This window comes from Pseudobdellovibrionaceae bacterium (assembly GCA_019637875.1).
In the GTDB taxonomy this organism is placed as follows: Bacteria; Bdellovibrionota; Bdellovibrionia; order Bdellovibrionales; family Bdellovibrionaceae; genus JAHBUW01.
In genome coordinates, this window is record JAHBUW010000020.1 from 1 (window position 1) to 24,869 (window position 24,869).

A 24,869-nucleotide genomic window follows, 5' to 3' on the forward strand; every position below is an offset into this window, starting at 1 on the left:
CCGCTCTCAGAAGGACTGTGCTGTGGTTTCGATCCGGAGATCCCTGTTAGGTGTACACCCAGGAAGTAACTCGGCCCAACACAGCCCATCTCAAAGCGCCCTCTCGTGGACCCCGGGCCAGGGATAGCAAATGCTGCCGGAGGCGCGCACTCCCACGGTTTTTGGTTTTTTCTACTCCTCCACCTCAATGCTGTGGCCCTCGGTAAAGAGCCGCTGCTTGTTCACTGTGTCCGTTTGCCAACTCGCGAACTGTTTCTCCGTTACGAAAGTCGGATCGAGCGACACATGGCCGTTCGGGTGAGTCGTAAGGACTTGGTAGGCTTTCACCTCATCCAGTGCATTGCGAGCGCGACTCCCCAGAGAAGACCCAGCGCGAAAGCAACCGCAGCGTACTCCGCCGCGATCTTCGCCTCTCGAATCTTGGTCTGACGGTCCAGGAAGTCGCGCATGGTTCTACTCAGCCACCAGCGCAGAGACTGTGCGGCGCTTACGGTCTTTTGACATATTCGAGGCGAAGATCATCTCGATGAGGTCGACTGCGTCTTTGACGGCTGCGTCGCCTTTAGCGGTGATGTTCACTGCTTGAATCTTTGCGGGCAGGGATGTGTCTTGAGCCTTCACTTGCCGGCGTTTACGCAGCTTGGGCGCGCCTGTCGACACGCGGTAGTTGTGCAGGAACGCGCGGTAGAGCTGAATCGTCCAATGGTTTCCACGCACCGTGAACATCCCTTCCCGATTGAGCACATCGACGATCGAGATCGGCTTCAGGCCCTTGTTATTTAGTTCTGTGATGCGGCGATAAATCGCTGCGCGCTTGTTCATGTTTCGTGCTTCTTTTCCTTCGTTCATCTTTCCTCCAGCCCCTCTCTGAGGCGTTTTCTCAGTTTGTATAGTCTCAGGGTGAACCTAGAGTGCTGCCCCAGGTGCCCCAGTCTTTGCTTCACTTTCAGTCGGGCTTCCGTTTCCGTGAGCCCTTTCACTTCGACGAGCCAAACAATGCGGTAAACAGCGAGCACCGTGTCTCGGGTCTTCACCGTCAGCATCTCTTTGAAGATGGCCTGTCTGGTCGCTTTCGAGTTCATCCGTTCACTCTTTTTTCTGCGAGGGAGCGGCCTTCCTGACTGCCTCCTCAATTGTCTTCACCCCGTATTTGTTCAGAATCTCTTGCAGCTGTGCTTCGGTTGCCGGGTTCCGTGCTTCTTCTTTGAAGTAGCGGTCGGCGTCCGTGTTTTTGATGGTCATGGCTGCGCTTCGAAACTCATCAGGAGTCGGCGGCCAGTTCCCCATGGTGTCGAGGAAGTGGTTCACCAGACGCTCGAATTGTTTGTCGTTCAGATCTCTGACCGCTTCTAGGTAACGAAGGAGTCTCGCTTTCACGAGGACCTTCGGTTGCACCTCTCCAAGTTTATTCATTCCCTCCAGAAACTTTTTCTCGCTCAGCATCTTGCCCTCTTAGTAACGATCGCAGCTCATCTTCAGTGACGAGTGCGGGATTGCTTTTCAGTGTCGCGGAGTACCTGTCCCAGCCGCGTTTAAACCAATTGTTGAAGTATTGGCCCCAGTTTTGTTTCGTCTTGTGCGGGTTCGCGAGGATGTAGTTCCGCGCGGCTTTCCATTCGTGTTGCAGATATTCAGGCGGGTAGGTGTCGGCCCACGACTGCATGAGTTCCTTCGAGATGTTGATCGCGATGGAAGGCGTCAGTTGGATCGGTTCGGTTACGACGAGCGCGCGAGAAGGCCTGGGCTTCTTCTTTGCCGCCTCGAGCTTTGCCACGCGTTCTTCAAGCTGCTTCACCTTCTCAGCCAGCATCTCGATCACGGACATACGATGTCCCTCGTTGCGAGCTCTGCTCCGACGCGATTACACACCTGAAGTTTGCGATAAACTTCGCGCAGGTGATGGCTCACAGTCTTAATGCTATCGTTCTGCCCGAGCGCGATGACCTTGATCGTCGTACCTTCATGGAGCGCCTTGCAGACGCGCGCCTGGTGAGGCGTCATCTGGTAGGTATCGCAGAGAGCTTTGATCTTGGGGCATGAGTCGTAGAGGGCCGTCGCGGCTCCGGGGCCAGCGAAGGTCATGTGGCCTCCCCATTGAGCGCTCTGATTAGCTCGTCGGCGTATTCGACAGCTTGTGCAGCGGCCACTGAAGCGTGTGTTCGCCCGCCGTCCTGCCAAAATCGAACAGTCGCCTGTAGTGCAGCAGCGGCGAAATACTCGCGCTTCGTTAAACCCTCATAGACAAAATCTACGGTTTCTTCAGTAAGTCGATCTGACGTTCTAACCGTTGTTGCGAAGGCACAGTCGTATGGATGTGTCGGCACGCTCATGCGTCCCCCCGAGGCTTCATCGGAAACGCGATGACACGGGCAGGGGCGGACTCGGGGTTACGATCAAGCAGAAGGCCGTCAACGAGGCCCTCAAGCTGCGTGATTCTACGGTCCTGATCTTGGATGTAGTTCTCAAGATTTGTAACGCGCGTGGCGAGTTTTACGATCAACTCGCGGTCGGTGTACTCGGTCAGTTCTATGCTCATCGCCCCACCTCTGCATTTGCCAAAATTTGACAAAAATGCGGTCAAATGGGGGTGCCTTAAGACGATAGCGTGCTTTTACGGGCGCCGAATCAACGCCGTGAAGTCACTGAAGATTTCCAAAATCTCTCTCGTCCCGTGGTGTTGTGTGCTTGATCCTGAAGGCGTTCAGGTAAATCTTATTTAAGTTCTCTCGGGGCAGGATCGTCAAGAAGTCGATACACTTGAAATCGGGATCATAAGCGGGTTCGCCGCCCAGATACGCCCCGGCCTTCAGATACGCGCGCGCGAGCGGGGGGATCATGGACTCGACCTTTTCGAGATCCTCCGCGGTGATCCCTTGCGAGAACTTCTCGATCCACAACTCCAGCTGCGGCATGGAATAACGCAGCGTGGGCGGGCACCAGTAGTTCGAATGGAAGCGGCCGTCGCGTTGGAAGTAATGATAAAGAAGGGCGGTTTCGCGGGCACTTTCGGTTTTGATGCTGGCGCAGCCGAACAGGATTTTCGAGTCCGTCGCCACCATGTATTCCGCGATTCCGCGCCACAGAAGCGAAATTACGAGGCCTTTGCGGAAATCCTGGTGGATGCAGGCACGCCCCAGTTCCAATTTCGCACCGGGTTCTTCCATCACGCGGCGAAGATTGAATTCTTGCGCCGAGTAGAAGTTCTGTGAGAACAGGCTGCAGTTGAGTCGGTAGGTGCCGATGATGCGCCCGGATTTTTTGTCGATGATCGCCAGGTGGTCGCAGATGAAGTCGTATTCGTCGACGTCGATCCCGGTGGGCTTCGACTTGCCGAGCATTTCGCGATGGAACACTTGGTAACGCAGGCGCAGCGCTTCGATGAGTTCGTCGGAGTTCGAAATCGTTTTCAAGATGAAGGGTCCTTTATCCGAGTGGATCTTCACCTTGGCTTGGAACTTGTGGATCTTGTTGCGACGAAGTTTCACGTAGTCGAGCATGGTCCCTCCTTGGGTCTTGAGCGAACAACCGCGTTTTCGTGACTTCATCTTATCGTCTGTTGCGACGACCTCGCCGTCAGATTCTGGTCATGGATTCTTTCAGTTTCTTAACGCAATACTGCAAATTCCATTGCCCGAACCTCGAAATGGGGTAAATTGCGAGCCAACATGAACGGAAAAGGATCGCTCTCTTGGTCGGACCGGATCGTTAAGTCTCTCGCGTCGCTGAAGCTCGCGGTTTTCGTGATATTGGCGCTCGCCACGATCACCGCCGTCGGCACTTTCGTCGAATCCAGTTACAATGCCCCCATCGCGAAGAAGTGGGTGTACGACACGTTGTGGATGTACGCCATCATGGGGCTTTTGTGCGTGAACTTGATCGCGGTCATGGTGGATCGTTGGCCGTGGAAACGCCGTCATATCGCTTTCGTGTCGGCGCATATCGGAATTTTGGTCCTTCTTTTCGGATCTTTTCTGACGTGGCGTTATGGTCTGGACGGAAGTTTGCGTGTCGGAATCGGTCAGTCGAATCGTTTCGTCACGCTTCCAGAAACGGACTTCAGTGTCTGGACTTCGTTCGACGGCGATCAGTTCGCGAAACTCATGGAAACACCGGTCGACTTCGACCGCCGCGATCCCAAAAAACATCCCGTCGAGATCGTGACGGATGCGGGACCGCTCAAGATCACGGCTTACCGTCCGTTTGTCGTGACCTCGCGTAAGGTCATTCCCAGCGACAATCCGCGTCTGGGGCCCGCGCTGCGGTTTCAAGTCGTCAATTCACGCGTGAATGTGATCGAGTGGCTCGTGCAAAAACGCGACGGCGACATCGTCGAGCACGACTTCGGGCCCGCGAAGGTCTTCTTCGGCGAGATTCCGCAGAATCGTCAGGATGCGAACGAAGTCTTCTTCAAGTTGCGGCCCGACGGGGCGCTTGATTATAAGGTCTTTTATAAAGACGAAGGACGAAAACCCCTGACCGGCGTGGTGAAAGAAGGCGACAACTTCAATCCGGGCTGGATGGATTTGGAGTTCCGAGTTTTGCGGGTTTTCGCGAAAGCCGAAGAGACTTGGGATTTTCAAGATCTCGATCGTCCGACCGAACTTTCGAACTCGGCCATCGAAGTTGATTTCCAAGGCAAGAAGCACTGGTTGCAGCTGAATGACACGCTCAAGATGTTCACCGATCGCGCCGTCTATATTGTGGCGTTCGGAAATCGTCGCGTGGATTTGGGCTTCGATGTTTTCCTGAAGAAGTTTGAAGTCGGTCGCTATCAGGGCACTATGCGGGCGGCCAGTTACGCGAGTTTGGTGGAAGTTCCGGGCGTGGGCGAGCAGATGATTTCGATGAACGAGCCGCTCAAACACATGGGCAAAACCGTTTATCAGGCGAGCTTTCAAGACGGTCCTGACGGTCAGCCCATCGCCTCGATTTTTTCGATCAACGACGATCCGGGACGTTGGATTAAGTATCTGGGAAGTCTGATCATCTCGTTCGGGGTGATTTGGCTCTTTTACGATAAACGCCGTAGCGCCCGTGCGATCGCCCCCACGACCATGAAAGAGGACTTCTGATGATTCGCCGAAATCTCCTCGCTCTGTTGACGCTTCTTTTCCCCCTTTTCGTTTTCGCGAGCCTGGCTCAGGCCTCCTCGCCGCTGGACCGGTTGCCGGTCCAAGAGGGCGGACGGATCAAACCCTACGACACCTTCGCGCGCGAACACCTGGCGCTGATCTACGGAAAGCAGTCCTTCGAGGAAAAGCCCGCGACCGAAATCGTGATGACCTGGATCCTGCAGCCGAAGGCGTGGGAGGAAAAACAGTTCTTCGAAATCCGTCACCACCTGGTGAAACGCGGTCTGAAATTGGAAGAGACGCGGATGCATTTTTCGCCGCAGGAGATTCTGTCGAGCGATCGCCTCAGCGTCGTCATGCGCGATCTGCAGGCCAAGCGCGAGACCAAAGAGAAGCTCGACCCTTACTTCCAAGCCATCCAACGGTTGGAAAATCAGCTCTTCACCTTCCGTGAAATTGCCAGCGGTCGGATGTTGCGGATCTTGCCGCCGAAAGAAGGCGAGACCTGGATCGCGCTGAACGAAATGCCGCAGCCCTTCCAAGACAAGTTCATGGAGATCACGAAGGAGTTCGTGGGAACCTTGAACCCTGAAGGCGATACGTCGGCCGCGCGGGCGGCGCTGAAGACCCACGTGGACGAGTTCATCGCGCTCGTCCAAGCGGAAAACCCCGCGCTCTTTCCGAGCATGACGAAGGTGGATACCGAGGTCAGCTACAACCGCGTGCATCCCTTCCGCTACGCTTACACCTCTTATCTGCTTGCGCTCGTGGCGATGGGCTTTTTCTGGATGTTCAAAAAACCCGGCTTCGTGACGGCGACCTGGGTGTTTTCGGTGATCGGGCTTTTGCTGCACATTTACGGCTTCGGCGTGCGCACCTATCTGACCGATCGCGCGCCGGTGACCAATATGTACGAGACCGTCGTGTGGGTGAGTTTGGGGACGGTCGTCTTCGCCATGATCATCGAATGGATCTACCGTTGGCGTTTCATCATCACGGCGGGCGCGGCCGTGGGCGCGTTCTGTTTGATTCTGGCGGACATGGCGCCCGCGGTCTTGGACGCGAGCATTCAGCCGCTTGAGCCCGTTTTGCGTTCGAACTTCTGGCTGACCACGCACGTTCTCACCATCACGATCAGCTACGCGGCGTTTTTCCTGGCGTTCGCGCTCGGGGATTACGGTCTTTACCTTTTCCTGCGCGACGAAAAACGTTTTCAAGATCGCATTCGCGGCATCACGCTCGCGCTTTACCGCGCGATCCAAATCGGCATCGCGTTTTTGGCTCCGGGAATTATCTTGGGCGGAATCTGGGCCGACTACTCTTGGGGCCGCTTCTGGGGTTGGGATCCGAAAGAGACCTGGGCGCTCATCGCGCTTCTGGGCTACCTCGCGGTTCTGCACGGACGCCTGGCGGGACTGTTACGTAATTTCGGGATGTGTGCCGCGGCCATCTTGACGTTCTCATTGGTCATCATGGCTTGGTACGGAGTGAATTACGTTCTTGGCGCAGGGCTTCATTCCTACGGCTTTGGCGCCGGGGGCGTGGAGTACGTGGCGGGTTTTGTGGCCCTCCATATTTTGTACGTCGTGTTCGTCGGAGTCGTTCGTCGCGACAGCATTCGGAGCTAAGAAGTCCGCACCGAGTTCGCGAAAATGTTGTGGGACAAGGTTTTCCGGACTGCCGCTCAATTCGGCAAAATTTAAAAATCATCAAGGCCCGTGATGTTCTTCACGGGCCTCTTTTTTTGGCATCGCTGTCGGCGAATTCCCCAGTTGTCGTAACGACTTTCGTTCTCAACAGGCTTTCAAAAAGAAAGTTGATTCTAAGTATTGATTAGTCCATGAATAAAGAAACGTTTAAGAAATAGAGACTTACGTCAATAGACTCAACTCGACTCTCCACTGAGGACAAGCAGGATTACGTATGCAACGAAAGGTTATTCAACGGAGTCTTCGCGGGGCGATCTTCGCCTTGATCGCGGCTTCGTGCTTCCTCGCGGGCTGTAAATTTCAGTTCGGCGTCGGCTACAACCAAGGCTACCAACCGGATCAACCGATTGCGTTCTCGCACGAACTCCACGTCGGTCAAAACCAAATCCAGTGTCAGTATTGCCACTCGCAAGTCGAGCGCTCCAATCACTCGAATATTCCGGCGCTTTCGACCTGCATGAACTGCCACATGGTCGTCAAAACGGACAGCCCCGAAATTCAAAAACTGCGCGATGCTTACGACGCTGGAAAGTCGATCGCGTGGACCAAAGTTCACATGCTTCCCGATCACGTCAAATTCTCGCACCAAGCTCACGTCCAAAAAGGCGTGAATTGCCAGACTTGCCATGGCGAAATCGAGAAGATGGCGAAGGTTTATCAGCATGCGGATCTGAGCATGGGTTGGTGCGTGAACTGTCACCGCGAACCCGAGAACAAAGCGCCGCTGAACTGCTCGACCTGCCACCACTAGGTTTGACGTAAAGATCTCGATCAAGAGGAAAAGACGGATGTCACTCGATCACAATCATCACGACAAAGAAAAGTCCCCGCACCCTTCGGCCGGCGAACGCGATGCGCGTTACTGGAACAGCCTGGAGCAGTGGGGCCAAGATCCCGAGTTCCAAAAGCTCGCGGAAGCGGAATTCAACAGCTCGCCTTTGCGTGAGAATTCCAACGAAGAAGGCTGGGCTCGCCGCGAATTCCTGAAGCTGATGGGGGCGTCGCTCGCGCTGTCGGCTTCGGGTTGCATTCGCCGCCCGGTACAGAAAATCGTTCCTTACAACAAACAGCCCGAAGAGGTCGTGCTCGGCCAAGCCAGCTACTACTCGTCGGTGTACTCGGACGGTCTGGACACTTCGGGCGTTCTGATCCGTACCCGTGAGGGACGTCCGCTGATGGTCGAAGGGAACAAGAAATTCCCCACCGGTTACGGCGTCTCTTCGCGCGGTCATGCGCACATCCTGTCGTTGTACGATCCGGATCGCTCGCGCTCGCCCCTGCACAACCTGCAACGTTACGACAAAAACGACGCCACGAAAAACCGCACCAACCGCGACACCATCACGGTGAAGTGGGAAGCGGCGGATGAAGCGATCGTGAAGCAACTCAAAGAGGGCGGCGTCGCCCTTTTGATCCCGGGCGTCAGCTCGCCCACCACGAACGCCTTGATCGGGGATTTCGCGCAGGCCTTCGGCGCGAAAGTCTACGGTTACGACGACGTTTCGGTCGACAGCGTGCGCGCGGGTCAGGAAGCGTCCTACGGCACGCGCCAGATCCCGAACCTGCGTCTGGATCGCGCGAAGATGATCATCTCGGTGGACGGGGACTTCCTCGGCACCTACCACATGACCAATCAGCTTTCGAAACAGTTCGCCGACGGTCGCCGCGATCCCAAGACGATGAACCGTCTGGTGGCGTTCGAATCGACCTATTCACTGACGGGCGCGAACGCGGATATCCGCGTGCGCATCAAGCCCACGCAGCAGCTCGACGTCGTCATGGGTCTGGCTCATGATCTCGTCGTCGGCAAGAAGATCTCGGCCTTCGCCGGGAACGGTGATGTCGCATCGGTGCTTCGTCCCTTCGCGGGCGCGGCAGCGAAATTGGGTGTTGAACAGGCGCTCTGGGACCAGATGGTTTCGGATCTCGCGAAAATGGACGGCGAGACTCTCGTTGTTGCGGGTGGGCCGCAAACCGAAACCGTCGATGGGATCTCGCTGCAAGTGGCGGTGAATTTCCTGAACTCGGTTCTCGGGAACGACGGCAAAACGGTCGAGCATGGCCGCGCCCTTGGAGTGCAATCGCCGAATATCGGTCTTGCGGACTTGATCGCGGACATCAACGCGGGTGCGGTGAAGACCTTGATCATGCATGGTTCGGTGAACCCGGTTTACTCTTCGCCGCTTGCGAAAGATTTCGTCGAGGCGCTCAAGAAAGTGAAGCTGGTCGTCTCGACCGCGGATCGCAATGATGAGACTTCGCAATACGCGGATTACGTTCTTCCCGATAACCACGTGATGGAAGGTTGGAACGACGCTCAGCCCGTTGAAGGCTTGTTCGTTCTGCAGCAACCGACCATCCGTCCGATGTACGATACCCGCTCGTTCCAGCTGACGCTGATGTCGTGGGCGTACCTCGCGGAAAAAGGTCCGAAACGTCTGACCGAATTTGAAACTTACTACGATTATCTCCGCGCTTACTGGCGCACCGAGATCGCGCCCAAAGTCGGCGGCGGCAAAGCCTTCGACGATTTCTGGGACCAGACTCTGCAAAACGGTTTCGCGGGCACGGCCCTCGAAGGTTCGGCGGGCAGTGCGCGTTCGTTCCGAACGGCGGCGCTCTCGCAAGTGAAACCCTCGGCCGCGGTCGAAGGTTACCAGCTCGTTTTGTACCCCACGTCGATGTTTGCGGGCGGAACGCTCACGAACGTGTCGTGGCTGCACGAGCAACCCGATCCCGTGACTAAAATCTGCTGGGACAACTACGTTTCGGTGTCGCTGAAAGTGGCCGAAAAAGAGAAGTTGAAAGAAGGCGATATCGTTGAACTGAAAGTCGGCGACAAGTCGATTGAAGTTCCCGTGCATATCCAGCCCGGTCAGCATGACGAAGCGCTCGCACTCGCGATCGGTTACGGACGCACCCACACGGGTCAGGTCGGTAACAAGATCGGCGTCAGCGCGGTTCCGCTCATGGTCATGAATGGGAAACGAGTGATCACCGCAGGTCAGGCCGTCACGTTGAAAAAGACCGGCAAGAACATGAAGCTCGCGTCGGTGCAGAGCCACCACACGATGGAAGGTCGTAAGATCGTCGTCGAAGCGACTCTCAAGCAGTACTTGAAGAACGAAGCGACTGGAAACGCTCCCGGCCACGTTTGGTCGATGTGGAGCGGTCACCAATACAATGGTCACAAGTGGGCCATGGCGGTGGACCTCAATACCTGTAACGGTTGCGGGTCTTGCCAAGTCGCCTGCCAGTCGGAAAACAACATTCCCGTCGTCGGTAAACGCTACGTGATCGAAGGCCGCGAAATGCAGTGGCTGCGCATCGACCGTTACTACGTCGGTACGCCCGAGAATCCCGAAGTCGTCTTCCAGCCGGTGATGTGCCAGCAGTGCGACAACGCGCCTTGCGAAACGGTGTGCCCGGTCCTCGCGACCGTCCACTCGTCGGAAGGTCTGAACGACATGGTTTACAACCGTTGTGTCGGAACTCGTTATTGCTCGAACAACTGCCCCTACAAAGTTCGCCGCTTCAACTGGTTCAACTACGCGAAGAACATCCAAAAGCCGCTCCACTTGGCGCTGAACCCGGACGTCACGGTCCGTTCGCGCGGGGTCATGGAGAAGTGCACGTTCTGCGTTCACCGGATCAAAGAAGCGAAGCTCGTGGCGAAACTCGAAAAGCGCGATCTGCGTGACGGAGACGCGACGACAGCTTGTGAAGCGAGCTGCGCTGCGGGCGCCATCATTTTCGGTGACATGAACGATCCCAACAGCCGGGTGTCGAAGGCCATGAAGCAACAGCGTGCGTACGCACTGCTGGAAGAGTTCGGCGCGGCTCCCAGCGTTCGCTACCTGACGAAGATCCGGAATAACTACCAGGAGACTCGTTTCCAGGACGGCGCGCACCAAGGACAAAAGACTGAGAAGCACGAGGACACACACTCATGAAACGCAACGAACTCGTTCTTGGTAACAAGACACTGAAGGATATCACCGAAGATATCGTCGCTCCCGTTGAGAGCTTCCCCGGCAAAGGCTGGATCGGAATGTTCTTGGGCGCGAAAACGCTCTTCCTGTTCTACATCATCAGCGTCGCGGTCGTGATCTCGACGGGGATGGGGCTTTTGGGTGTGAACAACCCCATCGGCTGGGGAACGATGATCATCACGTTCGTCTTCTGGATCGGGATCGGTCACGCCGGCACGCTCATCTCGGCGGTCCTGTTCTTGTTCCGTCAGAAGTGGCGGACCTCGGTCGCCCGCACCGCGGAAGCGATGACGGTTTTCGCGGTCATGACCGCCGGGATCTTCCCGCTGATCCACACCGGTCGTCCTTGGCTGGATTTCTGGCTGTTCCCGTACCCGAACCAACGGGGACCTCTCTGGGTGAACTTCCGTTCGCCGCTTCTGTGGGACGTCTTCGCGGTTTCGACTTACGCGACCGTCTCGATCGTCTTCTGGTACATCGGTTTGGTTCCCGACTTCGCGACCATCCGTGACCGCGCGAAGAATAAAATCCGTAAAGTCGTTTACGGCGCGCTGTCCTTGGGCTGGCGCGGAACGGCTCGCAACTGGTCGCACTACGAGATGCTTTATCTCTTGCTGGCCGGTCTTTCGACGCCGCTCGTCCTCTCGGTTCACACCATCGTCTCGTTCGACTTCGCGGTTTCGCAGCTTCCGGGCTGGCACACCACGATCTTCCCTCCGTACTTCGTTGCGGGCGCGATCTTCTCGGGCTTCGGGATGGTCGTGACGCTGATGACGCTGGTTCGGATCGGCTTCCCGGCGTTCAAAGACTACGTGACGCTGGATCATATGGAAGTGATGAACAAGATCATCATGACCACCGGTCTGATGGTCGGTTACGCCTACGGTTCGGAGTTCTTCGTCGCTTGGTACTCAGGCAACATCTACGAGCGCTACGTGTTCTTCATCAGCCGCGCGTCGGGTCCTTACGCTTGGTCGTACTGGACGATGATCATCTGTAACGTCTTCATCCCGCAGATCTTCTGGTTCAAGTGGGCGCGTCGCTCGATCCCGGTGATGTTCACCGTCTCGATCTTCGTGAACATCGGAATGTGGTTCGAACGTTTCGTCATCACCGTGACTTCGCTTCACCGCGATTTCCTGCCCGCGAACTGGGGAATGTACGCATGGAGCTTCTGGGATACGGCGATCCTGCTCGGTAGCTTCGGAATGTTCCTGACACTGTTCCTACTGTATTTGCGCCTGTTCCCCGCGATCTCGATCGCGGAAATCAAACCCGTCATGAATGTCGGCAAAGAGGGCGAAGGCGGAGGTCATCACTAATGGCTAAATATCAAAGCGGCATCGCCGCGATCTTCACGACCGAAGAAGCCTTCGTGAAAGCCGCGAAAGCGACTTACGATTCGGGCTTCCGCAAGTTCGACGCGATCAGCCCCTATCCCGTGCACGGCATGGAAGAGGCTTGTCACATCAAGCGCAGCTGGATTCCCTACGTGAGCTTTACCATGGGCTTGGCGGGACTGCTCGGCGCCTTGGCGCTGACTTACTGGACGTCGGCGGTCAACTGGCCGCTCAACGTGGGTGGTAAGCCGTTCTTCTCGTTGCCCGCATTCATCCCGATCATGTTCGAATTGACGATCCTGTTCGCGGCGCTTTCGGCCGTCGTGTCGCTCTTCGTGGCGACGGGCATTCCGAAGTTCGATCCGCCGACCATCGATCCCGATCTGACCTCGCACAAGTTCGCGATTTTCATTCCGCAAAACGATGCGGGCTTTAATGAGTCCAAAGTCGAAGAGCTCTTCCGCTCGCTCGGCGCCGTCGAGATCAAGAAGGCGCAGCACTAATGGGCACGAAGAGTAAAAAGATGGAGAAAGCCATGAACCGACTCCTTCCCGTGATTTACATCGGCGCCGTCGCGGCGGCGCTCGCGCTTTCGGGCTGCGGTCCGCGCGGCAACTCGCCGAACGTGGAACTGATTCAAGATATGATGGAGCAACCCGCGGTCGACGCTCAAGAGGCGGACGACACTTGGGGTGACGGGATGAGCGCACGCGTGCCGCCCGAGCACACTCAGCCCATCGGCTTCAAGCCCTACCGCTGGCCCACCGATATCGAAGGCGCGGTTCGCGACAATAAAAACCCCATGGCGGGCGATTTCAGCGATGAAATCCTGCTGACGGGTCAGAACTACTACAATACGAACTGCATGATCTGCCACGGCGTGAAAGGTGACGGAAGCGGTCCCATCAAGGGCAAGTATCCGCTCCCGATCCCTTCGCTGCTGACCGACAAGATCAAGAACTGGCCCGATGCCCATGTTTACCACGTGGTCACCATGGGGCAGGGAACCATGGGGCCTTACGCTTCGATGGTGCCCGAAAAAGTTCGTTGGCAGCTTGTGAACTACATTCGTCATCTGCAGAAACAATAAGGTAGGAAGAGATGGCAGGCGCATCGCACTCTGAAAAACTCTTTGTCGGCAAATTCGAACCTTCGAATCTGTTGCAAATCATCGTCATCGCGCTGGCGGGCCTCGGCACCATCGGCACGGGCATCGGCATCTACATGAACCCCGAGCGGGGTTGGGCCGGTTACCTGATGGCATTCTTCTTCTTCTCGTGTTTGGCGCTGGGAGGTCTGTTCTTCGCGGTGATCAATCACATCGCGAACGCGGGCTGGAGCGTGACGGTTCGCCGTTTCGCCGAGTCCATGACGGCCTTCCTGCCCATGATCCTGATCGGCGGACTCGTCTTGATGTTGGGCGTGAAGCACCTGTACCCCTGGACGGATCCCGAGGTCCTCGAGAAATTCCCGATGGTCGCGGCGAAAACCGCCTACCTGAACGTGCCGTTCATGATCCTGCGGATCGTGGTCTTCGCGGTGGGGGTTTTCCTGTTCGCGCGCGCGATCGTTGGCAACTCGCTGAAACAAGATAAAGACGGTTCGGAAGAGCACACCAAAAAGAACGTCGGTCTGTCGGTCGCGTACTGCCTGTTCTTCGCGATCTTCTTCTCGCTCTTTACGGTCGATTTGCTGATGTCGCTTCTGCCGACCTGGTATTCGACGATCTTCGGGATCTACGGCTTCTCGGGTATGTTCCAAAGCTCGATGGCGTTTTTGATCCTGCTGATGTTGTACGTTCGTCGCAGCGGCTTCATTAGCGGTTACCTGAACATCGAGCACATCCATGACGTCGCGAAGTATATGAAGGGCTTCACGATCTTCTGGGCGTACATCGCGTTCTCGCAGTTCATGCTGATCTGGTACGCGAACATTCCCGAGGAAACCGAGTTCTATTTGATGCGTTCGCAGAACGGTTGGACTCAGCTGTCGCTGGTGCTGCTGATCGGTCGCTTCGTCATTCCGTTCCTGGCGCTTTTGCCCCGGGGATGGAAACGGAACCCCGCGCACCTCGCGATCGTGTCGGTGTGGATCCTGATGATGCAATTCCTGGATATTTACTGGTTGGTGTTCCCGAACTTCAACCACAACCATCTGGCATTCGGTCTGTACGAGATCCTGCCGATGGCGGCCTTCGCGGGAATTTTCCTGCTGATGGTCGGTCGTTTCCTGCGCCAAAACAGCCTGGTCCCGTTGAAGGACCCGCGCCTGAACGAAGCGCTGAACCACCACGTTACCTACTAAGGGGAGCGGCGCCCGCGCCGCTCGTCCTTCGCCTAGCCGGCCGCGGACATCTCCGCATTCAAACGCCACCCCTTGGGTGGCGTTTTTGTTTTTCCGGGTGCCGGACTTCGTCCGGTCGGCGCGCGGCTGCGCCTGCCGAAGACCGGAGGGTAGCATCTACTTTCCGGAAGGTACCTGCTACCTTCCGGAAAGTAGATGCTACCAAAAGAAGGTGCCCGAGGCTTGTCGAAGGCCTCGGGCGTGGGATTTCCGGGGTATTGTCGTTGGTTGTGGGTTGTTGCTTCCTTTTTTGATTATTGATTGGTGCCGATGACGCCGAAGTAGCCTGCGGAGCCGGGGCCGGTGATGGCGCTGCCGCCTTTGTGTTTCACCGAGTAGAGGACCGTCGCCTCGCCGCCGCTTCGGAGGAATGTGTTGTAGGCGCTGTACACGACTTGATTGCCGAACGGATCGCTGCAGTAGTTGAACCACTCGACCGCGCGTTGGGCGCAGCGGGCGGCGTTGTTTTGCGCCATCGGGTCACCGTCTTGGTACCAGCCCAGAGCGGGGTGATAGCCGAGGTTGTTGTGGCAAGGACGGGTGACGTGGATGTAGCACTTGCCGTTCGGGCCGTCGGCTTTCGCCACTTCGCCGATGAGGGCGCTGAGAGCCAGAACCGAGACCGCGATCATCATCTTGAGTTGTTTCATCTGCTTCCCCTTTATTTTTGAATCCGTCGTTTCCGAATTCGTGTTGTTCCTGATGAACTCAGAATACGGGGGGACGGGTTCCGGTTCGCCTGACAAAGGCGCGGAGAACGTTTCAGAAATGGGAAAAACGGGTCAAGGGTCTCAGCTTGAGACGTGAAAACGGGCGAGGGGGCTCGATTCTGCGCTTGGCCAAATTGAGGAAACACCCTAGCGGGCGGGGCGGCGTGAGCTGGAGGTCGGACGTCGGGGCGATTTCACCACGGGTTTGGCCGCGTTCGGTTTGAGACGACGTGTGGACTCATTGTGTTTTGCCGCAATGGTGTTCACGCATTCGAGTTCGGCGTCGTTGTAGTTCGCGACGTACAGCGAGAGCTCGGTGGGCATCGGCGGAAGCGACGCCCGGGCGCCGCGAAGTTCGAGATTCACGACCTGGACGTAGTTGACGTTTTTTTCGCGACGGAAGTGGGTCGTCGTGCAGTCGCAAACCTGATTCGTGAGCTCTTCATTCTGTTTGAAGTCGGGAGTGAGGGTGGCGACGGCGTGCGAGATCCGCCGCACGCAAAGTCCACGGTAGGCGTCGAGTTGCGTTTGGAGTGTGGTGCGGGCCTTCCCTAGCCAAGGCGACGGATCGAATGGCGGGAAGTCCGAGTTCCCCAGGGCCGGGAGCGCGCAGAGCGTGGAAAAAAGAAGGGCCACCCGAGCTTTCATCTCTAGCGGGTACCTTCGTTCCATTTCGGGGGAACGGCGAAGCTGTCTGAGCGAACATGGTCGCGGCTATGATCGGAGGCGGTGGCGCTACAGCGGGAGTTCTTACTGGAGCCTTCGGCGAACCGAGTGATCGCGCACTCATACGTTTTCGTCAGCGCCACTTTGTCCGGGGTCGTTCTCATCTCGAAAGCGATCTTCGACTTTTTATCGGTTTTCGTATGGCCGATCTTCGTGTCTTTGGTCACGTCGGCGGGGAGGGTGGTGAAGTTCGTGTCCTTAGGGCACTTCCCATCTTCACCGACATCCAGGTCTCCGTAGGACGAATAGCAGGGCCCACTGGCGGCGACGCCGACGATGGGACAGGTGTCGTGCTTGATGACGACCCGGCATTTGTAGGCGGTATTTTTGTCGATCGCGACGATTTTTCCGGATGCGATCGGGTAGACGTTGATGTTCTGTCCGCCACCTTTTTTGACCTGCAGTTGCAGGGCGTAAGGGCCGCCGGCGGCGGGATCCGAGGTGCAAGATTTGAGTTGAAGGCCCGAGCGGAACGGCGGCGTGATTTTGTCCTTGTCGGCGTCCTTATAGTCCGCACATTTTTTCGCGTCGGCCTGATCGTTGCGGACCGCCGGGGTGGCGTTCGCCGGATTGCTGCTGGTCGACGCGGGCGTGGTATTCGCCGCGGGAGTCGTATTGTTATTGGTGGTGGACGCGGTGTTCGGGTTGTTGTTGGTCGCGGCCGTATTGGTCGAACCGTTCGTTTTGGCTCCGCCTCCGCCCAGGGCGCTCGCGAGCGCACCGAGGAGCATGGGGAGCATACTTTGATCGCTCGAAGTGGTGGGGACGATGCCCGTCACGGCCGTCGCCGCGACGACGGGCGTGACGACGCCCCCGCGACCGGCGCTCAGTAAAGTCGCCGTGTTGTCAGAGGATCTACCGGTCACTGCGGTCAAGCCGGTTCCGGCGGTCTGGCCGGGGATCGCGGACTTCGTCGCTCCGCCGTCAGTTCCGTAAATTTCCGGACTGGCTCCGCCGCCCGTGGTGGTCGTGCCGTCGACGGGTGCCGTGGTTTGAACGCTGAGTCCTTCTTCGCGAACGACGCGACGAGATTTCTGCGCGAAGGCCGCAACCGCGGTCGAGGCGAAGACGAGGGCCATCATTCCGGCGACGACGCGGGTGTTCATTCACGGGCCTCGCTTTTGTCCTTTTGCGGACGGTGAGGAAGATGGGGCTTGGATTTGTCGAGGGGCCGCATCTTGTTCTTTTTCTGATCGGCGTGACGTCGAGCCTCTTCTTGTTCGGCGCGCTGATCCAGTTCGGTTTGGCTCACGTGACGAGGATTGGCCTCGCAAGCGGCGCGCGGGGCTTCCCATTCCTCGAGGTACATGGACAGTTCCGCGGGAAGCGCGGGCATGGACTTCAGCGCTCCGCGAAGCTCCATGTTCACGATCTGCACGTACATGGGATCGTCTTTCGCCTTGAAGAATCGAATGACGCATTTGCAGTGATCGCGGGTCCACTGTTCGGCGACGTCGTAAGGTTTTTTCTTTTTCTCGATCTGCGGAAGGTAAAAACGCTCACAGGACTGCTGGAAGTTCTTCAGCAGTGTGGGCATATCCTTCGGCTCACGACCGACCCATTGATTGTAGTCGATATCTTCCTGCGCGAAAGACAGCGTCGAAAAAAGCAGAGCCACCGTGAGAACGATCCATGTTTTAGTTGACGCCATTTGTGTTACGTCCTCCAGGTGTTTGCATGCGGGCGGGGGCCCGGCCATTGCCGACGGTCCCGCAGCTGCTCGCCTCGTAATTGTAGTTCGAGTGCGCTTGCCATTCACGGAAATGCGTGACGGGATCTTTCGCGGTGGAGCTTTCGGGGCCCGTGCGGACCTCGAAGTGCAGATGCGCGCCGTCGCTCGCGCCGGTATTCCCCATGGTGGCGATCTTCGTGCAGGCGTTGACCTTTTGACCTTCGCCGCCGGGACAGCGTCCATTTTCTTTCTTCAAATGGGCGTACTGAGAATAACACTTGTTCCCGCCGATGGCGGCGGGGCAGGAGTCGTGCTCGATAATGATCTGGCAGCCGTAGCCTCCCGCGACGCCGGCTTTGATGATCTTTCCGGGAGCGACGGGATTGATGCTCTTCGAGCCCTCCATCACCATATCGATGCCGTTGTGGTGGCGTCCGCCTTTGCTGGCGCGTGAGCCGAAACAACTTGTCACTCGGAATTTTTCTTTGCTGGGCGGCTGCCATGTTTTTCTGGTTTCGGAGCAGTCGCGGTCCCGGACGTTGGTGTCTTGCGGCAGCGGCGCATTGGAGGTCGGCGTGTCCGCGGAGGTCCCCGGGGTCGTGCCGTTGTTGACCGGATTCGTTCCATTGGTCGTTCCCGTCGTCGTCCCGGTATTCGTTCCCGTGTTCGTGCCGGTGTTGGTTCCGGTGTTGGTCCCGGTCCCACTCGCGGCGGGTTGTCCCTGTCCCGAAAACGCGCTCATCAGGCCCTGCAGCATTTGCATCTGGTCTTGATTCGTTGCTCCGGTTGTTCCCGTGATCGCCACCACGCCGGTGCTTGCGGTGGGGTGGGCGGGTTTGGGCTGCCAGCCGATGCCCGCCGCCGAAGTATCAACGACGCCGCCCGCGACGGGATCTTTTTTCGCAGTCTCGTCGACTTTGACGGAGGTCTGAGTGGCGAGGTCGCGTTTCAGCACGCGCTTCGAACGCTGCGCGTGCGCGACGTGAACGGAGCTCACCGCAAGAAACACCGAAAATAAAATGAGAATATGGCGATTCACTTGTTTCAACCCCTGTTCCCCGTCGTCCAATTCCGCGAGACGATCAAACCCAAGACTCGATTGAGCAAACGGGACACCAACCTGCTTATCGGTCCAGGAGTGAGACAACTTGAGGTTTTCTCAGAATGAGACGGGGCGAGCGGCCCTTGAGGGCGTTGGGACGCCGGGCCTCACGGATTTTTCAATTTTCCCTCTGAAAATCGGTCTCGGTCGGGGGACCGTGGAGTGCTCACTCTAACAGGAGGGTGATGAGATCTTAGTCAGCCTCAACGCAGGGCAAAAGTCCTCGAATCCCGCGTCGGTTCCGCCTAAAACAAAGCCCTCAAACAAAGGGACTGACATGAAGAAAATCAAAGTCGCGAATCCGGTTGTCGAAATGGACGGGGACGAAATGACCCGCGTGATCTGGTCGTTCATCAAAGAACGCCTGATCCTGCCTTACCTCGATATCGACATTAAGTACTACGACCTGGGTATGGAGTACCGGGATAAAACCGACGACAAAGTCACCGTCGAGGCCGCGGAAGCGATCAAAAAATACGGCGTCGGCATCAAGTGCGCGACCATCACTCCCGACGAAGCGCGAGTCGAAGAATTCAAACTCAAGAAAATGTGGAAATCGCCGAACGGCACCATCCGCAATATTCTGGACGGAACCGTCTTCCGCGAGCCGATCATCTGCACGAACGTTCCGCGCCTAGTCCCGAACTGGACGCACCCGATCGTCGTCGGCCGTCACGCCTTCGGTGATCAGTACCGCGCAACTGACGTGAAGACCAAAGGCAAAGGCAAGTTCACGATGACCTTCACGCCCGAAGGCGGCGGCGCTCCCGAATCGTGGGACGTCTTCAATATGCCTGGCGACGGCGTCATCATGGGGATGTACAACACCCGCGAGTCGGTCGAAGGCTTCGCGCGCTCGTGCTTCAACTACGCTTTGATGAAGGGCTGGCCGCTCTATCTCTCGACGAAGAACACGATCCTGAAGCAGTACGACGGCTTCTTCAAAGACATCTTCCAAGAGATCTACGAGAAAGAGTGGAAGACGAAGTTCGCGGAAAAAGGCATCACCTACGAACACCGCTTGATCGACGACATGGTCGCGTCGGCGCTGAAGTGGCACGGTGAATTCGTCTGGGCTTGTAAGAACTATGACGGCGACGTCCAGTCGGACTCGGTCGCTCAAGGTTTCGGCTCGCTCGGCATGATGACGTCGGTCCTGATCACGCCCGACGGCAAGATCATGGAGTCCGAGGCGGCTCACGGCACCGTGACCCGTCACTTCCGTCAGCACCAAAAAGGTCAGCCGACGTCGACAAACCCGATCGCGTCGATCTTCGCGTGGACCCGGGGCCTCGCGTTCCGCGGCAAACTCGATAACAACGCCGAGCTCATCCACTTCGCCCAGACGCTGGAGAAGGTCTGCGTGCAGACCGTCGAAAGTGGGAAAATGACGAAGGACCTCGCGGTCTGCATCCACGGCGAAAAAGTCGCGGAAAAGGACTATATGATGACTCAAGATTTCTTGAAGCTCTTGGCGACGAACCTGGAAAAAGCGCTCGCGAGTTGATGCACGTCACGGCTCCGCCGTCGACGCATTCGCCTAAAGGCTTTAAAACGGCGAAATGGACCCGGAAATGCTGAATTTCCGGGTCTTTTTTTGTCCAAAGCGGGAGACGGGGACAGAGCTTAAAACTTGACCTTCCCTGGGCCGAGGGTAAGATTGGCGCCATGCTTCAGGGTCTGCAAAGTTAATTATGTCGATCAAAATCAGTCTTCCGGACAACTCTGTCCGCGAGTTCCCTACGAATCCCACGGCTCTGGATGTCGCGAAAAGTATCGGCTCCCGTTTGGCGCAGGACACGCTCGGCGTGCGCATCAACGGCGATCCCGAGATCCGCGACCTGCGCCTTCCTTTGAACGACGGCGATAAGATCGAGCTCATCACGACCAAGTCTCCCGACGCGAACGAAGTGATCCGTCACTCCGCCGCCCACGTGATGGCGCAGGCGGTGCAGGCTTTGTGGCCCGACGTGAAGGTGACCATCGGTCCCGTCATCGAAAACGGTTTTTTCTACGACTTCGATTCACCGCGGACCTTCAACGAAGAGGACTTCGCGAAAATCGAAGCTGAGATGAAGAAAATCACCTCCGCCGACTATCCCTTGAATAAAGAAGTCTGGCCGATCGACAAAGCGATCGAGACTTTCGAGAAGATGGGCGAGCGCTTCAAGGTCGAGATCATCAAAGATCTGGCGGCGAAGGGCGAAAAAGAGGTTTCGATCTACCACCAAGGTCCTTGGTTCGACCTGTGCCGTGGCCCGCACATCCAGAAGACCGGACAGATCAAGGCCTTCAAGGTTCTTTCGAACGCGGGCGCCTACTGGCGCGGCGACGAGAAAAACCCCATGCTCCAGCGTTTGTACGCGACGGCTTTCCGCGATCCGAAGGATCTGGAAGAGTATCTGCACAACATCGAAGAGGCGAAAAAACGCGATCACCGCAAGCTGGGTAAAGAGCTGGGCCTTTTCCAGTTCCACCAGATCGCTCCGGGTTCGCCGTTCTTCACCGCGAAGGGCGCGACGATCTACAACGAGCTTCTGAAGTACATGCGCGAAATGTATTTCAAGTACGGCTACGGCGAAGTGATCACGCCGCAGATTTTCGACGTCGAGATGTTCAAGACGTCGGGACACTTCCAGAACTACAAAGACAATATGTACTTCATGGAGGTCGACGAAAGACAATTCGCGACCAAACCCATGAACTGTCCGTCCCACTGTATGATGTTCGGCGCCGAACGCCACTCGTACCGCGAGCTTCCCATGCGTATGGCCGACTTCGGCAGACTTCACCGCTACGAGCGCGCGGGCGCGATGCACGGGCTGACGCGCGTGCGGACCTTCTGTCAGGACGACGCGCACATCTTCTGCACGACCGATCAGCTGCAAACCGAGATCGCTTCGTTCATTAAACTTCTGAACGAGGTCTACGCGATCCTCGGCATGAGCGATTACAAGATCTTCCTGTCGACTCGCCCGGAAAACCGCGTGGGTTCGGACGAGGTTTGGGATCGCGCGGAAGGCGCGCTCTCGAAAGCTTTGGAAGAGCTGAATCTGCCTTTCACGGTGAACGAAGGCGACGGCGCTTTCTATGGCCCCAAACTCGACATCATGTTCGTCGATGCTTTGAAACGTCCGTGGCAGCTGGGAACTTTGCAGCTCGATTTCAATATGCCGCAGCTCTTCGACCTGAAATACACGGGCGAAGACAACGGCGAGCACCGTCCGGTCATGCTCCACCGCGCGATCCTGGGATCGCTCGAGCGCTTCATCGGCGTTTACCTCGAGCACATGGCGGGACATTTGCCCACGTGGATGTCGCCGACCCAGGCGATCATCTTGAACGTCACGGACCGCGTGAACGAGTCGGCGGAAGCGATTCTCGCGGGGCTGAAAGAGCGCGGCGTGCGCGCCGAGTTCGATCGTCGCTCGGAAAAATTGAATTTTAAAATCCGCGAAGCCCAACTCCAGAAGATCCCCTACATGGTGATCCTCGGGGATAAGGAAGCGGAGTCCGGTCAGGTCTCGATCCGTCTGCGTGACGGTCGCATGATCAACGGATTGTCTCTAGATGCGTTTTATAAAATGATTGAGACCGACATCCAAAGCCGTCAGCTTGAGCCAGGCCCGGATGCGGGACGAAACGTCGCTGCACAAACCACCAAGGAGGTTTCCCATTAGCGGCCCCTTTCAACGCTTTCCCGGACGCGATTTCCGCGGAAAGAAACAAGATAAAGACGGACTGCGGGTCAACCGCGAGATCCGCGCGCCCCAAGTTCGCGTCATCGATGAAGAAGGCGGGATGCTCGGCGTGATGACGGTTCCGGAAGGAATCCGTATGGCCGAAGAGCGCGGCCTCGATTTGATCGAAATCGCTCCCACCGCTTCGCCGCCCACATGTAAAATCATGGATTACGGCAAGTGGAAATACGAGAACAAGAAGAAGCAGGCGGCCGCTCGTAAGAAGCAGGTCATCGTTTCGGTGAAGGAAGTCCAGCTGCGTCCCCGTACGGACCAGCACGACTTCGACACCAAGATGAAACACGCCCGTCGCTTCATCCTTGAAGGCGACAAAGTGAAGGTGAACTTGCGCTTCATGGGTCGCGAAATGGCCCACCAAGAGCTGGGTCTCGTGCTTTTGAAGAAGGTCATCGAGCAGCTGAAGGACATCGCGACGCCTGAAAACAATCCGAAAACGGAAGGTCGTCAGATGTTCGTTCTGGTCGCTCCGGATCCCGTCAAGGTGAAGGACTATCTGAAGGCGAACCCGAAGCCCACGGGCCCCGTGCCCGAGTCGGAGCCGTCGGATGACGACGACGATATGGCCGAGGACGGCGAGTAAGATTTGCTGACTTCCGCTTCGGAAACAAAAACCCCGCTCGCAAGGCGGGGTTTTCGTTTTTCGCGGGTCCGCGTTTGGAAAGGTCGTCGGAGGCGTCTAGCCGAGCGTGATGCGAACGGCGAGAAGGAGGATCAGAAGGGCCACCAGGCGCGCCGAGATCGTCACTGCGATTTTTCGCCTTCGCCGAGGTACCCCACGCGTTTCCGTTCGTTGTGGAAGTGGCGCGCTTCCGCGTCGCCACGGTCGGCGGCGATGCCGAGCCACTCGGTGGATTTCACGGGGTTGATCGGCGTGCCGTAGCCGTAGTCGTGCATGACCGATAGGGTTTTCGCGGCCGCGGCCGAGGGGTCCTTTTCGAGTTCCGGCAGGAGGCCCGCGAGCGTCTCGGCCTCACGACCTAACGTTTGCGCGATGACCTTGAGCGCGTAGCCTTCGAGATCTTCGGTGAAGCCTTCGTCTTTCAGGCCGTCGAGGCTTTCCTGGATGACCTCGGCGACGTGTTTTTCGCCGGCGCGTTCGGCGAGCCTCATCATGTGGATCGCGTCCTGATTCATGCCGCGATCGAGAAAGAAAAAGCCGAGCAGCAAATACGCGACGCCCTGACCTTCTTTGGCGGCGAAGCGCATCCACATGAGCGCTTGCTCGTCCGAGGCCGGCCAGTAGTTCCCGGAGAGGTAGGATTTCGCGAGCTCGATCTGGGATTTGACGTGGCCGGTGTAGGCCGCCTTTTCCAGAAGTTGGCGTGCGAGCTCAAGATTTTCGGGCGACTTTCCGCCTTGATCCAGTTGGTAGACGGCCAGGAAAAACATGGCCTCGGGATGCCCGCCGGCGGCGGATTCGCGGATATGGCCGAGACCCGCCTTCAGGTCCTGGGCGACGAAACGCCCCTGCACCAGCGCCAGGCCGTACATCAGTTTCGAGGTGGTATCTCCAGATTCTGCACCTTGTTTCAGCACTTCAATCTGATCGGGTCTCATGGCGGAGGGGGTCCTTTCGGGCGCAAATCCGCCCTTCAGCTTAGGTTCTGCGGCAGCGCATTCCAAAAGGGAAGCGGCTACCTTCTGAAATGCGCCGCGAAATTGAGGGTTTAGGGGGCCTCCCGAGGATCCGGAAAGGGAGCTTCTACCTTCCAGAAAGTAGCTGCTACTTTCTGGAAGGTAGAGGGTACCTTAAACCCCGAATTTTCCTTGCCTCTTCGGCCGGAATCCACGAGATTGCCAAACTCAAATGAACGTCGACGGCACCTAAGAGTCACCGATGGTCGGTGAACGCCCCGTACGAGAAAGGCCATTATGGCTAAGATTAAGCAGAAGACCCACTCGGGTGCGAAGAAGCGTTTCCAGCTCCTCAAGAGCGGAAAAGTAAAGCGGAAGCAGACTCGGATGCGCCACTTGAACTCCCACATGAGTTCGAAAGTGAAGCGTCACTTGGGCGACATGATTTATGTCGATCAAGCCAACATGTTGCAAATCAAGCGTCAGCTTGTTTTCTAGGAGTTTGAGTCATGCGCGTTAAAGGTGGATTTACAAATCGTCGTCGTCACAAAAAAGTTCTGAAGCGTGCGAGTGGTTACTACTCGGCGAATTCGCGTTGCTACACTCATGCGGTCGAGATGAACGACCGTGGTATGGCTTACGCGTACAAGCACCGCAAAATGAAGAAACGTGAGTTCCGCGCCCTGTGGACTCAACGGATCAATGCGGCCGCTCGTATCAACGGAACCACATACTCGCGTCTGATGGGCGGTCTGTTGAAGGCCGGCATCACTCTCGATCGTAAAGTTCTGGCCGATATGGCAGTTCGCGATACCGCTGGTTTCGCGGCTCTTTGCAAAAACGCCCTGGCTTAGTCGCCAGGGTCTT

Annotated in this window: 26 protein-coding genes; 13 read left to right on the top strand and 13 right to left on the bottom strand. The window is 57.1% G+C overall.

Annotation, left to right across the window (positions count from 1 at the left end; all coding sequences use genetic code 11):
• Positions 1-453: 453 nt before the first annotated feature.
• From KF767_18090 to KF767_18120, 7 genes are all read right to left on the bottom strand, one after another.
• Positions 454-849 (bottom strand): hypothetical protein, encoded by a 396-nt coding sequence (locus KF767_18090; protein ID MBX3019803.1) that lies wholly within the window; start codon positions 847-849, stop codon positions 454-456.
• Entirely contained in the window at positions 846-1,082 is a 237-nt protein-coding gene (locus tag KF767_18095; GenBank protein MBX3019804.1) for a hypothetical protein, read from the bottom strand. The genes KF767_18090 and KF767_18095 overlap by 4 nt, the downstream gene beginning before the upstream one ends.
• Positions 1,083-1,086: 4 nt before the next feature.
• A complete protein-coding gene (locus tag KF767_18100; protein ID MBX3019805.1) occupies positions 1,087-1,443 on the bottom strand; it encodes a hypothetical protein in 357 nt (118 codons plus the stop codon).
• Positions 1,406-1,825, bottom strand: coding sequence for a hypothetical protein (locus KF767_18105; GenBank protein ID MBX3019806.1), 420 nt, complete (start codon positions 1,823-1,825; stop codon positions 1,406-1,408). Before KF767_18105 ends, KF767_18100 begins: the two co-directional genes overlap by 38 nt.
• Entirely contained in the window at positions 1,816-2,082 is a 267-nt protein-coding gene (locus tag KF767_18110) for a response regulator transcription factor (GenBank protein ID MBX3019807.1), read from the bottom strand. The genes KF767_18105 and KF767_18110 overlap by 10 nt, the downstream gene beginning before the upstream one ends.
• Before the next feature lie 244 nt (positions 2,083-2,326).
• Positions 2,327-2,536 carry a hypothetical protein gene (locus tag KF767_18115; GenBank protein ID MBX3019808.1) on the bottom strand — a complete coding sequence of 70 codons (210 nt, stop codon included), beginning with the start codon at positions 2,534-2,536 and terminating at the stop codon, positions 2,327-2,329.
• Between the two features lie 103 nt (positions 2,537-2,639).
• Positions 2,640-3,545 carry a GNAT family N-acetyltransferase gene (locus KF767_18120; GenBank protein ID MBX3019809.1) on the bottom strand — a complete coding sequence of 302 codons (906 nt, stop codon included), beginning with the start codon at positions 3,543-3,545 and terminating at the stop codon, positions 2,640-2,642.
• Between the two features lie 120 nt (positions 3,546-3,665).
• Between KF767_18120 and KF767_18125 the strand changes: the two genes are divergently transcribed.
• The 8 genes from KF767_18125 to KF767_18160 all read left to right on the top strand — a co-directional run bounded on the left by KF767_18125 (position 3,666) and on the right by KF767_18160 (position 14,417).
• Positions 3,666-5,072: a cytochrome c biogenesis protein ResB gene (locus KF767_18125; GenBank protein ID MBX3019810.1), complete on the top strand. Its 1,407-nt coding sequence runs from the start codon at positions 3,666-3,668 to the stop codon at positions 5,070-5,072.
• Positions 5,072-6,700 (top strand): cytochrome c biogenesis protein CcsA, encoded by a 1,629-nt coding sequence (gene ccsA / locus KF767_18130; protein ID MBX3019811.1) that lies wholly within the window; start codon positions 5,072-5,074, stop codon positions 6,698-6,700. The genes KF767_18125 and ccsA overlap by 1 nt, the downstream gene beginning before the upstream one ends.
• A 295-nt stretch (positions 6,701-6,995) precedes the next feature.
• A complete protein-coding gene (locus KF767_18135; GenBank protein ID MBX3019812.1) occupies positions 6,996-7,532 on the top strand; it encodes a cytochrome c3 family protein in 537 nt (178 codons plus the stop codon).
• 37 nt (positions 7,533-7,569) lie between these two features.
• Positions 7,570-10,734 (top strand): TAT-variant-translocated molybdopterin oxidoreductase, encoded by a 3,165-nt coding sequence (locus KF767_18140; protein ID MBX3019813.1) that lies wholly within the window; start codon positions 7,570-7,572, stop codon positions 10,732-10,734.
• Complete coding sequence (gene nrfD / locus KF767_18145) at positions 10,731-12,095, top strand: polysulfide reductase NrfD (GenBank protein ID MBX3019814.1); 1,365 nt, start codon at positions 10,731-10,733, stop codon at positions 12,093-12,095. The genes KF767_18140 and nrfD overlap by 4 nt, the downstream gene beginning before the upstream one ends.
• Positions 12,095-12,616, top strand: coding sequence for a DUF3341 domain-containing protein (locus KF767_18150; protein ID MBX3019815.1), 522 nt, complete (start codon positions 12,095-12,097; stop codon positions 12,614-12,616). Before nrfD ends, KF767_18150 begins: the two co-directional genes overlap by 1 nt.
• A 32-nt stretch (positions 12,617-12,648) precedes the next feature.
• Positions 12,649-13,203 carry a c-type cytochrome gene (locus KF767_18155; GenBank protein MBX3019816.1) on the top strand — a complete coding sequence of 185 codons (555 nt, stop codon included), beginning with the start codon at positions 12,649-12,651 and terminating at the stop codon, positions 13,201-13,203.
• A gap of 11 nt (positions 13,204-13,214) precedes the next feature.
• Positions 13,215-14,417, top strand: coding sequence for a molybdopterin oxidoreductase (locus tag KF767_18160; protein MBX3019817.1), 1,203 nt, complete (start codon positions 13,215-13,217; stop codon positions 14,415-14,417).
• A gap of 293 nt (positions 14,418-14,710) precedes the next feature.
• Here KF767_18160 and KF767_18165 read toward each other — a convergent pair whose 3' ends face one another.
• The 5 genes from KF767_18165 to KF767_18185 all read right to left on the bottom strand — a co-directional run bounded on the left by KF767_18165 (position 14,711) and on the right by KF767_18185 (position 18,612).
• Complete coding sequence (locus KF767_18165; GenBank protein MBX3019818.1) at positions 14,711-15,106, bottom strand: hypothetical protein; 396 nt, start codon at positions 15,104-15,106, stop codon at positions 14,711-14,713.
• A gap of 207 nt (positions 15,107-15,313) precedes the next feature.
• On the bottom strand, positions 15,314-15,814 hold the full coding sequence (locus tag KF767_18170; GenBank protein ID MBX3019819.1) for a hypothetical protein: 501 nt from the start codon (positions 15,812-15,814) through the stop codon (positions 15,314-15,316).
• Between the two features lie 2 nt (positions 15,815-15,816).
• Positions 15,817-16,998, bottom strand: coding sequence for a hypothetical protein (locus KF767_18175; protein ID MBX3019820.1), 1,182 nt, complete (start codon positions 16,996-16,998; stop codon positions 15,817-15,819).
• Positions 16,995-17,543 (bottom strand): hypothetical protein, encoded by a 549-nt coding sequence (locus KF767_18180; GenBank protein ID MBX3019821.1) that lies wholly within the window; start codon positions 17,541-17,543, stop codon positions 16,995-16,997. Before KF767_18180 ends, KF767_18175 begins: the two co-directional genes overlap by 4 nt.
• Positions 17,530-18,612: a M23 family metallopeptidase gene (locus KF767_18185; GenBank protein MBX3019822.1), complete on the bottom strand. Its 1,083-nt coding sequence runs from the start codon at positions 18,610-18,612 to the stop codon at positions 17,530-17,532. Before KF767_18185 ends, KF767_18180 begins: the two co-directional genes overlap by 14 nt.
• Positions 18,613-18,943: 331 nt before the next feature.
• On the opposite strand from KF767_18185, the gene KF767_18190 reads away from it, so the two are divergent.
• The 3 genes from KF767_18190 (at position 18,944) to infC (ending at position 23,007) form a co-directional block, all read left to right on the top strand.
• Positions 18,944-20,173 (top strand): NADP-dependent isocitrate dehydrogenase, encoded by a 1,230-nt coding sequence (locus KF767_18190; GenBank protein MBX3019823.1) that lies wholly within the window; start codon positions 18,944-18,946, stop codon positions 20,171-20,173.
• 187 nt (positions 20,174-20,360) lie between these two features.
• Positions 20,361-22,346: a threonine--tRNA ligase gene (gene thrS / locus KF767_18195; GenBank protein ID MBX3019824.1), complete on the top strand. Its 1,986-nt coding sequence runs from the start codon at positions 20,361-20,363 to the stop codon at positions 22,344-22,346.
• Positions 22,347-22,407: 61 nt separating this feature from the next.
• Complete coding sequence (gene infC, locus KF767_18200) at positions 22,408-23,007, top strand: translation initiation factor IF-3 (GenBank protein MBX3019825.1); 600 nt, start codon at positions 22,408-22,410, stop codon at positions 23,005-23,007.
• 161 nt (positions 23,008-23,168) lie between these two features.
• On the opposite strand, the gene KF767_18205 is transcribed toward infC, so the two are convergent.
• Positions 23,169-23,984 carry a sel1 repeat family protein gene (locus KF767_18205; GenBank protein ID MBX3019826.1) on the bottom strand — a complete coding sequence of 272 codons (816 nt, stop codon included), beginning with the start codon at positions 23,982-23,984 and terminating at the stop codon, positions 23,169-23,171.
• A 315-nt stretch (positions 23,985-24,299) separates the two neighbouring features.
• Between KF767_18205 and rpmI the strand changes: the two genes are divergently transcribed.
• Together rpmI and rplT are read left to right on the top strand one after the other, a co-directional pair.
• Complete coding sequence (gene rpmI / locus KF767_18210; protein ID MBX3019827.1) at positions 24,300-24,500, top strand: 50S ribosomal protein L35; 201 nt, start codon at positions 24,300-24,302, stop codon at positions 24,498-24,500.
• Between the two features lie 11 nt (positions 24,501-24,511).
• Positions 24,512-24,856: a 50S ribosomal protein L20 gene (gene rplT, locus KF767_18215; protein MBX3019828.1), complete on the top strand. Its 345-nt coding sequence runs from the start codon at positions 24,512-24,514 to the stop codon at positions 24,854-24,856.
• The last annotated feature ends 13 nt before the right edge of the window (positions 24,857-24,869 follow it).